This is a genomic window from Kosakonia beeri, from assembly GCF_054165705.1.
Window position 1 is genome coordinate 2981504 of record NZ_CM135106.1, and the last position, 12916, is coordinate 2994419.

The window sequence follows — 12916 nt, forward strand, 5'->3', positions numbered from 1 at the left end:
CAGGCAACGACGCTAATGAAAAAGAAAGCATTATGGATTAATCAGATCAAAGGGTTATGTATTTGCCTGGTGGTAATATATCACTCAGTAATTACTTTTTACCCGCATTTGGATCTTTTCCAACACCAATGGTCACAAACGCTGGCAAAGTGTTGGGTCTATTTTAATCTTTACCTCGCTCCATTCCGTATGCCGGTCTTCTTCTTTATCTCTGGCTATTTGATCCGCCGCTACATTGACGATATGCCGTGGAAAGAGACACTCGATAAACGCATCTGGAGCATTGTTTACGTACTGGCACTCTGGGGCGTGCTGCAATGGGTCGGCTTAAGCCACATTAACGACTGGCTGGCACCGGATCGCGATCTCAGCAATGCCTCCAATGCCGCTTACGCCGACAACTGGCACGAGTTTTTAGCGGGTATGCTCACGGCCAGCACCAGTTTGTGGTACCTCTATGCACTGGTGGTCTATTTCACACTGTGTAAATTGTTGAGCAGATGGAAAGTACCGGTGCTGGGACTGATGGTCCTCGCCAGCCTCGCCATTAATTTCCTGCCGCTGCCGTGGTGGGGAATGAACAGCGTTGTGCGTAATATGATTTTTTACAGTCTGGGGGCCTGGTACGGCAACGCCTTAATGGAGTGGGTTAAAACGGTACCCCTTCGCCGCTACGCCCTGTTGTTCGCCGTTGCCGTGGCGGTCGCATTCGGTTTATGGATGTTCAATATGCCCCTGCCGCTGTGCCTGCTGTCAATTGTCGGGATTATGCGGCTGTTCTGGGCGCTGGAGCAGCGCTTTCCGCCCAGTGAAAATAGCCTGCTGAATGTGGTGGGCTCCAATACGCTGGCGATTTACACCACCCACCGTATTTTGATTGAAGGGTTAAGCCTTGCGTTGCTTAAACCTCTGAATGCCGGTGCCTGGCCGCCAAAAGTCGAGCTGGCGCTGCTGATGGTCTATCCCTTTGCGGCACTGTTGATTTGCACCCTGGTCGGGCTGCTGGTGCGTAAACTCTCCAGCGCGCTGTTTGCCGATCTCTTTTTCACCCCGCCTGCGAAGCTGCGCCCGGCTGCTGCGACGCGCTAATCCTGCGCCTTCGGCTTGGCTAAAACGGCGCAATCGCAGATAATAAAGGGATTGCGTATCAGTGGTATGCCCCCATATGGGGGTATATCCTTCAGAGACCCCGATACTGTCTATGCCTGAACAATACCGTTATTCCCTGCCGACGAAAGCCGGTGACCAGCGCCAGTTGGGTGAACTCACTGGTGCTGCCTGTGCAACTGAAGTGGCTGAGATCATTGAGCGTCATCCCGGCCCGGTGGTGTTGATCGCCCCCGATATGCAGAACGCTCTGCGTTTGCAGGATGAGATCGCGCAGTTTACCGATAACCTGGTCATCAATCTTGCCGACTGGGAAACGCTGCCTTATGACAGCTTCTCACCGCACCAGGAGATTATCTCATCGCGGCTATCGACGTTATATCAATTGCCCTCAATGCAGCGCGGCGTTTTAATTATTCCCGTTAATACGTTGATGCAGCGTGTTTGCCCACATAACTTTCTGAACGGCCACGCGCTGGTGATGAAAAAAGGGCAGCGCCTGTCCCGCGATCAGTTGCGCGAACAGTTAAACAGTGCGGGCTATCGCCATGTTGATCAGGTTATGGAGCACGGCGAATATGCTACCCGCGGTGCATTGCTTGATCTGTATCCCATGGGCAGTGTGCAGCCTTTCCGGCTCGACTTTTTCGATGATGAAATCGACAGCCTGCGTCTTTTTGATGCCGATACCCAGCGCACGCTGGAAGAAGTCGAAGCGATCAATTTGTTACCTGCTCATGAGTTTCCGACGGACAAAACGGCCATTGAACTGTTTCGCAGCCAATGGCGCGATAAATTTGATGTCAAACGCGATGCCGAACACATCTATCAGCAGGTAAGTAAAGGTACGCTGCCTGCGGGCATTGAGTACTGGCAACCGCTGTTTTTCAACGAACCGTTGCCGCCCCTGTTCAGCTACTTCCCGGCCAATACGTTGCTGGTCAACACGGGCGATCTTGAGGCCAGCGCCGAGCGTTTTCAGCAAGAGACGCAAGCACGTTTCGAGAACCGCGGCGTGGATCCCATGCGGCCCTTATTGCCACCGGAAGCGCTGTGGCTGCGTGTCGATGCCCTCTTCAGCGAGCTGAAGAAATGGCCTCGCATTCAACTCAAAAGCGAGCATGTGCCCGAGAAGGCCGGGCACAGCAATCTGGGTTACCAGTCGCTGCCGGATCTGGCCGTGCAGGCGCAGCAAAAATCACCGCTGGATAACCTGCGAAAATTCCTTGAAGCCTTCAACGGCCCGGTGGTGTTTTCCGTTGAGAGTGAAGGCCGTCGTGAAGCGTTGATTGAGCTGCTGGCACGCATTAAAGTCGCGCCGAAACGTATCCGTCGTCTTGACGAGGCCACCTCTGCGGGCAGCTGGTTGATAACAGGCGCGGCGGAGCACGGTTTTATCGATACCCTGCGTAACCGCGCGCTGATTTGTGAAAGCGACTTGCTGGGCGAACGTGTTGCCCGCCGCCGCCAGGATAGCCGTCGGACAATCAATCCGGACACCTTGATCCGTAACCTCGCCGAATTGCATGATGGCCAGCCCGTTGTGCATCTTGAGCATGGGGTTGGGCGTTATGCCGGGATGACCACGCTTGAAACCGGCGGGATCAAAAATGAGTACCTGATGCTGACCTATGCTAACGATGCCAAATTGTATGTTCCGGTGTCGTCACTGCATCTGATCAGCCGCTATGCAGGCGGTGCGGAAGACAATGCCCCGCTGCATAAACTGGGCAGCGATGCCTGGACGCGTGCGCGGCAGAAAGCCGCAGAGAAAGTACGCGACGTGGCAGCTGAATTACTGGATATCTATGCCCAGCGCGCAGCAAAAGCAGGCTTCGCCTTTAAACACGACCGTGAGCAGTATCAGCTGTTTTGCGATGGCTTCCCTTTTGAAACCACGCCGGACCAGGCGCAGGCCATTAACGCCGTGCTCAGCGATATGTGTCAGCCACTGGCGATGGACCGACTGGTATGCGGCGATGTTGGCTTTGGTAAGACCGAAGTGGCAATGCGCGCCGCTTTCCTTGCGGTCGAAAACAATAAGCAGGTCGCCGTGCTGGTGCCCACGACGTTGCTCGCACAGCAGCACTTTGACAATTTCCGCGATCGATTTGCCAACTGGCCGGTTCGTATTGAGCTGCTTTCGCGCTTCCGCAGCGCAAAGGAGCAGGCACAGGTGCTGGAACAGACGGCAGAAGGCAAAGTCGATATCCTGATTGGCACCCATAAGCTGCTGCAAAACGACGTAAAGGTGAAAGATCTCGGTCTGCTGATCGTTGACGAAGAACACCGTTTTGGCGTGCGCCATAAAGAGCGGATTAAAGCCATGCGCGCCGATGTCGACATTCTGACCCTGACAGCGACGCCTATCCCGCGCACGCTGAATATGGCGATGAGCGGCATGCGCGATCTGTCGATTATCGCCACTCCCCCCGCTCGCCGTCTGGCAGTGAAAACCTTTGTACGGGAATACGATAATCTGGTGGTACGTGAAGCCATCCTGCGTGAAGTGTTGCGCGGCGGCCAGGTCTATTATCTGTATAACGATGTGGAAAATATTCAGAAAGCGGCAGACAGGCTGGCGGAACTGGTGCCGGAGGCGCGTATTGCTATCGGTCACGGCCAGATGCGCGAACGCGAACTGGAACGAGTGATGAATGATTTCCATCATCAACGGTTTAATGTGCTGGTCTGCACGACCATTATCGAAACCGGGATTGATATTCCTACCGCGAACACAATCATCATTGAGCGCGCCGACCATTTCGGCCTTGCCCAGCTCCATCAGTTGCGTGGTCGCGTCGGGCGTTCGCACCATCAGGCCTATGCGTGGCTGCTCACGCCACATCCCAAAGCCATGACCACCGATGCGCAGAAGCGTCTGGAAGCCATTGCCTCGCTGGAAGATTTGGGCGCAGGCTTCGCGCTGGCAACCCATGATCTGGAGATCCGTGGCGCTGGCGAACTGCTTGGCGAAGATCAAAGCGGGCAAATGGAAACCATTGGTTTCTCACTCTATATGGAACTGCTGGAGAACGCGGTCGAGGCGTTAAAGGCGGGTCGCGAGCCCTCGCTGGAAGATCTCACCAGCCAGCAAACGGAGGTGGAATTGCGCATGCCATCGCTATTGCCGGATGACTTTATTCCGGATGTAAACACGCGCCTGTCATTCTATAAGCGCATTGCCAGTGCGAAGGATGAAAATGCGCTGGACGAGATTAAAGTTGAGCTGATTGACCGCTTCGGATTGCTGCCGGATGCCGCCCGCACATTGCTGGATATCGCCCTGCTCCGCCAGCAGGCACAGAAACTCGGTATTCGTAAGCTAGAAGGCAATGAAAAAGGTGGCGTGATTGAATTCAACGAGAAAAATAACGTCAACCCGGGCTGGCTGATCGGTTTGTTGCAAAAACAACCGCAGCATTTCCGCCTTGATGGCCCGACCAGGCTTAAATTCACACAAGATCTGGCGGAACGAAAAACCCGCATGGACTGGGTGCGTAATTTTATGCGCCAGCTTGCCGACAACGCTATCGCCTGATGTCGTCCCAGAGGCCAGCTCATCAGACCTGGCCTTTTCATTTGCGCTAAACATTTACAACATTTTGCATTCGGCCAGGACTTCCCGACATGCTGGCACACCATAATCCCATCACACAGTCCTATAAAAATAACCTTATGATTAACATGGATTATGATCATGATTAAAACGCTCCGCTTCTCCCTCTGGCTTGCGCTTGTAACCGTTGCAATGACGGCGGTGCTTTCATTCCCTACCCGCGCCAATAACTGGCCATTGCCCCCGACGGGAAGCCGCGTGGTCGGTGAAAATCGCTTTCACGTGGTACAAAATGACGGCGGCTCGCTGGAAGCGATCGCCAAAAAATACAATGTCGGTTTTCTGGCATTGCTTCAGGCTAACCCCGGCGTTGACCCCTATGTTCCCAGGGCAGGCAGCGTGTTAACCATTCCCTTGCAAACCCTGCTGCCGGATGCGCCGCGTAAAGGGATTGTCATTAATCTCGCCGAGTTACGTCTTTACTATTATCCCCCCGGAAAAAGTGAAGTGATTGTCTACCCGATCGGCATTGGCCAGCTGGGCGGCGATACTCTCACGCCGACAATGGTAACAACGGTTTCGGATAAACGCGCCAATCCAACCTGGACACCGACAGCAAACATTCGCGCGCGTTATAAAGCCCAGGGTATTGATTTACCTGCCGTGGTTCCGGCCGGGCCGGATAACCCGATGGGGCACCACGCGATCCGCCTGGCGGCTTTTGGCGGGGTTTATTTGTTACACGGCACCAATGCCGATTTTGGGATAGGCATGCGTGTCAGTTCCGGCTGTATTCGCCTGCGCGACGGGGATATTTCCGCGCTCTATGCCGCGGTCTCACCCGGTACGCCGGTGAACATTATTAATACGCCGATCAAAGCGTCGGTCGAACCGGACGGCACCCGCCTGGTGGAAGTGCATCAGCCCTTATCCAAAGCGATTGATGACGATCCGAAAACGCTGCCGATCATACTCAACGCCGCCATGCAGGCGTTTAAAGACGATGCGCGCAGTGATGCAGAGGTGATGACACATGCTATGGAGGTCCGCTCCGGCATGCCGGTGGACGTGACCCGTTATCACGACGAAAACGCGCAGATGCTCTGACAATATCGCGCGCACAAAAAAGGCCTGCATCAATGCAGGCCTTTTTTATGGCAGAGGCATAAGGGTCAATGAGGGGGTTGACCTTATTTATAAAGAACCGCAGTACCATGCAGTTTATCAGTACCTGTCACAGACGTAATGCGATAGGACTTTGCGCCCATCTGTTCCGCTTTCTGCGCCAGTTTGTTCTCTACAGAACTCAGGTTAGTACTGGCGGAAACACCCACCGTTGCGAGTTCTTGCTGGCCTGCAGGAGCAGACTGAACTTCAACCGCAGCGAAGCTTGCGAAAGAGAGAGAACTGAGCACAGCAGCAGCAAAAAAAGGTTTTACGTTAGTCATGATGTTATTACCTGTAATGCAGATGAAGGGTATCGTTATCGAATATGTTAACGATCGATAGGTAAATGATAAGTGTGATTTTCATCACGCGTCAACTTATTTTTATAACGATCGTTATTTAAAAATGTAATTGCTTAAAATTCATAAACATAAGATTTAATTATTTGTGCTATTTGTCGCTGGTCACGCTGACGGAATGTTTTTATAATGTACGTTCAACAAACCAACAAAGGTAAGCGGCCCTATGACGACTGAAATGACCAGTTGCACCAAAAAAAGCCGTGGCCGACCGAAAGTGTTCGACAGGGAAGCGGCGCTCGACAAAGCCATGGCGCTGTTCTGGCAGCATGGCTACGAAGCCACATCATTATCCGATCTCGTTGAGGCGACCGGGGCGAAAGCACCGACGCTGTATGCCGAGTTCACCAACAAAGAGGGGCTCTTTCGTGCGGTACTGGATCGCTATATCGCGCGATTTGCCAACCAGCACGAAGCGCCTTTGCACCAGGACGACACCCCCGTAGAGCAGGCATTGCTGGCGTACTTCACCGCTGTCGCCAGGTGTTTTACCAGTGCCGATACCCCTGCTGGCTGTTTTATGATTAATACTTCGGCGACCCTCGCGGCCTCTTCACATGCCATCGCGGAAACCATTAAATCCCGCCACGCGCAGCAGGAAGAGACGCTGCTACAGTTTATTACCCGTCGCCAGCAGCGGGGAGAGATCCCGGCAAGTGCCGATCCACAAGTGCTGTCGCAGTTCCTTGGTTGTGTTCTGCAGGGCATGTCGGTGAGCGCGCGTGAAGGCGCAAGTTGCGAGAAACTGCTGCAAATCACCCGCACGACACTGCGGCTATGGCCTACCCTTCTTCAGGTGTGACCCCCGTTAACCCGACGGCACGGTGCCGTTCGGGTTCTCTTTTGTTCGCCGCAGCCTATCTTAATAATAGGTAAAATCTATCAGCTATTTTTGCCGCCTTTCCTATGCTTAATTGTGATTATTGCCTTGCTAATGATTAGCTCGAGTGATACGTGAATAATAAGCGTCATGAAGATGCGATAAGCTATGACTTTCCTTTACTCTCGCTCTACAAGCCGTACTGAATTTGTACCGTGAATAAAAGGCATTTCACTGACTTAACACATGCAGAAGGAATATGGAGATGATTTTGCTATTACCATTCATTAAAGTGTTAATAGTAATAACATTGTTATTGGGTCTGTGGATTTTGTGTGGGGGTTCGGTACTTTTTGCTTTTATTTCTGTTCTCATCACCGGTGTACTGGTGGTTCGCCAACACGACTTCATATGACCCATTAAAGCCTTGCAGCAATGTAAGGCTTTTTTAATGAAAAAAGGCTCCCCAGCCTGAGCAATTGGGGAGCCAACATGCAGAGTACATCTGTTTTATGCTTTGTTATTCAAAATAAGCTGACCATTGCTATCCAGCGGAATTTGCGTTCCTGGATCTCTGTCCATACGGATTTTTCCCTGTTGGTCGCCAATTTTGTACGTCACGTCATAACCGATCATTTTTTCTGATTTGTCATACACGGTTTTACAACGTTGCTGGGTCGTGGTGTAAGTATCCCGTTCTTGCAACCCGCCCTGAATCTGATTACCCGCATAGCCGCCACCTAACGCGCCAACAACGGTGGCCACGTCCCGACCGCGTCCGCCGCCGAACTGATGCCCCAGTACGCCGCCGGCCACCGCGCCGAGAACAGAACCGGTGATACGGTTTTCGTCCTGCACGGGGCGACGGTGCGTCATGGTCACATTACGGCACTCTTCACGGGGGGTTTTAATACTCTCTTTGATTGGCGTGGCAGAGACTACCTGCGCATATTGAGGTCCACGGTCGAACACATTCAGGCTGGCAACCGCGGCAACGCCCAGTGCAGCGGCCACGCCAATACCGATACCCGCTAACATTGATTTATTCACAGGATTTCCTCCCTCGTTTGTATTAGTAACAATTTTGCAACTCGGGCAAGCATTAAGCCAATCGGAAAGAGTGGAAAAAATGGGATATATACGGGGTAAACGGGGATATTCAGAGTTCTCCGAACGCTATAACGCTCATCGACAGGAGGAAATAGCGCTCCCGCGACACAACGTCACGAGAGCGCAAAGGCAGACAATGATTAGTGCAGTTTCAAACGTGGACGGATCACGCGGTTAATACTGCCTACCAGCATCATCAGACCGGTTTTGAAATAGCCGTGCAGGGCAATCTGGTGCATGCGGTACAGCGAAATATAGACGAAACGCGCGATACGGCCTTCAATCATCATTGAGCCGCGCATCAGGTTACCCATCAGGCTGCCAACCGTAGAGAAGTTCGACAACGACACCAGCGAACCGTGATCTTTATAGACATAGGCTTTCAGTGGCTTGTCTTTTCTCTGTGCCAGAATGTTGTGCAGCGCGAGGCTGGCCATCTGGTGAGCGGCCTGTGCGCGCGGCGGCACGAAGCCCCCTTCCGGACGAGCGCAGGAAGCACAATCGCCAATGGCATAAATATCGGCGTCGCGTGTGGTTTGCAGCGTCGGTTCGACCACCAGTTGATTTATGCGGTTCGTTTCCAGGCCGCCGATCTCTTTCATAAAGTCCGGCGCTTTGATCCCTGCAGCCCAGACCATCAGGTCGGCCTGGATGTATTCACCTTCTTTGGTATGCAGACCGCCTTCATCCGCGCTGGTGACCATGGTCTGGGTCAATACGCGGACGCCCATTTTGGTCAGTTCGTTGTGTGCCGCGCCGGAAATACGCGGCGGCAACGCAGGCAGAATACGCTCACCAGCTTCTACCAGCGTCACGTTCAGTGCATCGTTGGTAAGACCTTTGTAGCCATAGCTGTGCAGCTGTTTCACTGCGTTATGCAGTTCCGCAGACAACTCGACCCCCGTCGCCCCGCCGCCGACAATCGCGATATTCACTTTGCCGTTTGCGCCAAGGTTGGCGGAATACTTCAGGAACAGGTTTAACATTTCCTGGTGGAAGCGACGCGCCTGGTGCGGGTTATCAAGGAAAATGCAGTGCTCTTTAACACCTGGCGTGTTGAAGTCGTTGGAGGTGCTTCCCAACGCCATTACCAGCGTGTCGTAAGCCAGCTTGCGCTCAGGCACCAGCAGTTCACCTTTCTCATCACGCAGTTCAGCCAGCGTAATGGTTTTGCTCTCGCGATTGATGTCTACTACAGAACCGAGCTGGAACTGGAAATGGTGGTTACGCGCATGGGCCAGATAGCTCAGAGCATCGACGCCTTCATCCAGCGATCCTGTCGCCACTTCGTGCAGCAGCGGTTTCCATAAATGACTATGGTTGCGATCCACCAGCGTGATTTTGGCTTTTTTACCACGGCCGAGCTTTTTGCCCAGCTGCGTTGCCAGTTCCAGACCGCCAGCACCACCACCAACAATCACAATCTTTTTCAATGGTGTAGTCAAAGTGACCCCCTAAAATATTAACCAATTGTTAACTAAAAGTTATATAAATAGCCTTTAGTTAACAAAGGGTTACAGGCTTGCAAACCAACATTGCTACTGAGAATATCACGTCAGGTTCATTGGTCATACCAAAATTGATGTACATCAAGTTTTGATGCCTAAAAGATGAACAAGTGTAGACGTCTCACCAAAAAATGAGCGAGGGAATGCGTAAAATCAGCGGTAACAGAAGAAAAGAGAGGGTTTGCCGGCAGAGCGACCCTGCCGGGAGAGACTTAACCGAGGGTTTTAAACGCTTTGATACGCTGAAGATGCGGCGAGATATTTTTAAACTTATGCGACTGCTCTTCGTCCCAGACTATTTCGTAATAGTGATGCAACTCCTCCGACGCCCGCTGATTGTCGAGCGCTTCATCGTTGCGCGATAAAATTACAAGGCAACGATCGCGGTTTTTTTCGCGGAAGTTAGACACGCATTTGGTGGCGATATCAAGATACTCTTCCGGACGATCGATTTTCCCTTCCATGTTCTCGTAGGGGAACAGGTTAGGGTTAAAGATCACCTGGCGGATATCGCACAAAAAGCCGATACGTTCCGCCCAGTAGCCGCCAAGACCGACACCGCAAATAAGCGGACGCTCGTCGACATTAAGTTGCAGCATCTTGTCGACTTCTTTCAGCAGATGCTGCATGTCATGTTTCGGGTGCCGGGTACTGTAACTGATCAGTCGCACATCCGGGTCGATAAACTGCAACTGCAACACTTTTTCATGGTTGCCGGGGCTGTTTGAGTCAAAACCGTGTAAATAGATAATCATGGTATCCTCACCACTTCGACATCGCGTCCGCAGGCATTAATGAGCCGCTTTCTGTTCCTGCCAGCGCTCCTGTAACCGCTCGAGCTGCTGACTGACAGATTTCCAGCGCGCAGAACTCATCAACTCCTGACGAGAATATGAACCTTTATGATACAATTGCGTAACACGTTCTGCATTGATCGGCGACAGGTTATCTAACACACTGACGGCACCTTTACGATTATTGCAGACCAGGATCATATCGCAACCGGCGTCCAGCGATGTCTGACCGCGCTCCGCATAGCTGCCCATAATGGCCGCACCTTCCATCGACAAATCGTCAGAAAAAATCACACCGTCAAAACCCAGTTCCCCACGGAGCACGGTTTTGAGCCAGTAGGGGGAACCGCTGGCAGGACGTGGATCGGCATCAGCATAGATCACGTGGGCGGGCATGATGGCGTCCAGCTTGTTCTGTTCAATCAACTGACGGAACACAGACATGTCTTTCGCCCGGATCTCCGCTTGCGGGCGCGGGTCGCGCGGTGTCTCTTTATGCGAGTCCGCCGTCACTGCTCCGTGGCCGGGGAAGTGTTTGCCCGTCGTTTTCATGCCTGCACTGTGCATACCGTCGATAAAGTGTGTCGCCATCGCCAGCGCCTTCTCCGGATCGGCATGGTATGAGCGCTCTCCGATGGCCGCGCTGATATGCCCCACATCGAGCACTGGAGCGAAACTGATATCAATATCCATGGCGATCATCTCGCTGGCCATCAACCAGCCCGCATCCTGCGCCAGTCGCCCACCCTCTTCCAGCCCATGCAGCGCCGCGAAGGCCTGAGCCGCAGGCAGACGGGTAAACCCGTCACGAAAACGCTGCACGCGACCGCCTTCCTGATCGACAGCCACCACCAGGCGATGATGCGACGCACTGCGGATCTGGCGCACCAGTTCCCGCAGTTGCGCCGGATCGTGATAATTACGGGTAAAGAGGATCAAGCCGCCCACCAGCGGATGCGCCAAAATTTCGCGCTCTTCCGCATCCAGTTCGTACCCTTCCACATCCAACATGACCGGACCCACACTCACCTCTCTCTTCCTTCAGTTTGTAGCTGGCGCCAGATTTCGTTCGCCAGTGCAATAAATTGTTGTTCGCCTGTCTGCTGCCAGCGGCACTCATACCAGCCCGCCATCAACATCAAAACCCAGGGCCGCCAGCGCAAGACCTGCCGCCACAGTAAATTCGGGGCGATCGCGGCCCGTTGCGCGTAATCCTGCACAAGGTGATGGCGTTGCGTTTCGCTTGTCATCCATACAGACGCCAGTTCAAGCGCCACATCGCCATCACCGGCATATTCCCAATCGATAAGCCTCAAGCCTTGAGGCCCGTGCACCAGATTACCGGCATGCACATCCATATGTAACGGCCCCAGCCGCAAGGGTCGCGGTTCTCCCTGTCGACGCAGCCGTTTTAACTGACGCAACCACATAAGCGTGCGGCGAGTGGCTGATGACTGTTGCCAGTAGCCCTCCAGCAACGGCAGCAACGAGATCGGCCAGCCAAAGCAGGGCTGGCTGTGCAACGTATATAGCAACGCTGCCAGCTCGTCACCAGGCGGCAGCTCGCTTCGTGTTTCTCCGGGCAGGTAGTCAATCACCATCCACTCACGGGTATAAAGCCAGCCGCGTGGCGCAATGGCGTGGGGCAGATGTTTAAAGACACGATACTGACGGGAAAATGGCGAAGACGTTGCCTGATGCCGATGGCGCAGCACAAGGTAATGCTGCCCGTCGCTAATAAGACAGCTCCCGCCGCTCAGCCCGGTATTCTGGCTGGCGACGGGAGCGTACTGCGGGAAATAGCGTGACAGAAAGGCGTCACGCGTAAGCTTACTGTTGCTGAACCGCACCTTTACCCGACCAGATGATTTCGCCGGTCTGCACCAGCATCAATTGCATTTGCAGACCTGGGGCATTGGCGTTGCCGGTTGCATTGGAATAGAGCACATACTGCGCCCCGACATTTCGCGCGATACCAATAGCTTTGCTGCGCGTTCCCAGGCTGTCCTGCGGTGACAAGCCCAGTTGCTGCTTCGCCACGCCAAGCTGCTGCGCGGTAATCAGCGTAAATTTGCCATTGTTCGCCAGCGCATTGCGCACGACTTCGGTCGCTTCACCAGTATTAATGGAACCGTTGGTGCGGTTGTTTACGCTGTCCACCAGCAGCACACTGCCGGCAGTGGCGCCGCTGGCCTGCAGCATTTTGCCGACCATCGGTTGCACCGCGCCATTCCAGTCATAGTGACGTTCACGTGGTACAGGCTGGCCATTTTGCTCCTGATGTTCAATCGGTCCTGGCTGCTGCGTAGGAATCGACGGCACAGACGGTACCGTTGGCACCGGTTGCTGCGGCTGTTGTGGCGTGGGTTGCTGTGTTCCCGCGCCCGCCTGATCGACCGGCGCCGGTTGCTGTTCGCCGCGAATAATACACCCCGAGAGCAACATGGCGAAGCTCGTCAAAAGGGCATAGCGTCCAATAGTTTTAATCAAGT

11 protein-coding genes are annotated in these 12916 nt (G+C 53.5%); 4 read left to right on the forward strand and 7 right to left on the reverse strand.

From position 1 onward, the window contains the following. The first annotated feature begins 15 nt into the window (after positions 1-15). From ACUY4S_RS14190 to ldtC, 3 genes are all read left to right on the forward strand, one after another. Entirely contained in the window at positions 16-1089 is a 1074-nt protein-coding gene (locus ACUY4S_RS14190) for an acyltransferase family protein (protein ID WP_458022307.1), read from the forward strand. Between the two features lie 112 nt (positions 1090-1201). Next, positions 1202-4648: a transcription-repair coupling factor gene (gene mfd / locus ACUY4S_RS14195; RefSeq protein WP_458022308.1), complete on the forward strand. Its 3447-nt coding sequence runs from the start codon at positions 1202-1204 to the stop codon at positions 4646-4648. A gap of 159 nt (positions 4649-4807) precedes the next feature. Then, complete coding sequence (gene ldtC, locus ACUY4S_RS14200) at positions 4808-5773, forward strand: L,D-transpeptidase LdtC (RefSeq protein ID WP_458022309.1); 966 nt, start codon at positions 4808-4810, stop codon at positions 5771-5773. 83 nt (positions 5774-5856) lie between these two features. On the opposite strand, the gene bhsA is transcribed toward ldtC, so the two are convergent. Beyond that, the gene (gene bhsA, locus ACUY4S_RS14205; RefSeq protein WP_458022310.1) at positions 5857-6114 is read right to left on the reverse strand and encodes a multiple stress resistance protein BhsA; all 258 of its coding nucleotides are present in this window, start codon (positions 6112-6114) and stop codon (positions 5857-5859) included. Positions 6115-6358: 244 nt separating this feature from the next. Here bhsA and ACUY4S_RS14210 point away from each other — a divergent pair, with 244 nt between their 5' ends. Further along, positions 6359-6994: a TetR/AcrR family transcriptional regulator gene (locus tag ACUY4S_RS14210; protein ID WP_458022311.1), complete on the forward strand. Its 636-nt coding sequence runs from the start codon at positions 6359-6361 to the stop codon at positions 6992-6994. 528 nt (positions 6995-7522) lie between these two features. Here the strand turns inward: ACUY4S_RS14210 and ACUY4S_RS14215 are convergent. From ACUY4S_RS14215 to lpoB, 6 genes are all read right to left on the reverse strand, one after another. Next, complete coding sequence (locus ACUY4S_RS14215) at positions 7523-8062, reverse strand: glycine zipper 2TM domain-containing protein (protein WP_312685704.1); 540 nt, start codon at positions 8060-8062, stop codon at positions 7523-7525. Positions 8063-8262: 200 nt separating this feature from the next. Beyond that, entirely contained in the window at positions 8263-9567 is a 1305-nt protein-coding gene (locus ACUY4S_RS14220; protein ID WP_312685702.1) for an NAD(P)/FAD-dependent oxidoreductase, read from the reverse strand. Positions 9568-9842: 275 nt separating this feature from the next. Then, positions 9843-10385: an alpha/beta hydrolase YcfP gene (gene ycfP, locus ACUY4S_RS14225; protein WP_312685701.1), complete on the reverse strand. Its 543-nt coding sequence runs from the start codon at positions 10383-10385 to the stop codon at positions 9843-9845. A gap of 36 nt (positions 10386-10421) precedes the next feature. Then, positions 10422-11447, reverse strand: a complete 1026-nt coding sequence (gene nagZ / locus ACUY4S_RS14230; RefSeq protein WP_458022347.1) for a beta-N-acetylhexosaminidase — start codon at positions 11445-11447, stop codon at positions 10422-10424. Positions 11448-11449: 2 nt separating this feature from the next. Continuing rightward, positions 11450-12274, reverse strand: coding sequence for a thiamine kinase (gene thiK, locus ACUY4S_RS14235; protein ID WP_458022312.1), 825 nt, complete (start codon positions 12272-12274; stop codon positions 11450-11452). Next, positions 12255-12914 carry a penicillin-binding protein activator LpoB gene (gene lpoB, locus ACUY4S_RS14240; protein ID WP_312685698.1) on the reverse strand — a complete coding sequence of 220 codons (660 nt, stop codon included), beginning with the start codon at positions 12912-12914 and terminating at the stop codon, positions 12255-12257. The genes thiK and lpoB overlap by 20 nt, the downstream gene beginning before the upstream one ends. Positions 12915-12916 lie beyond the last annotated feature (2 nt).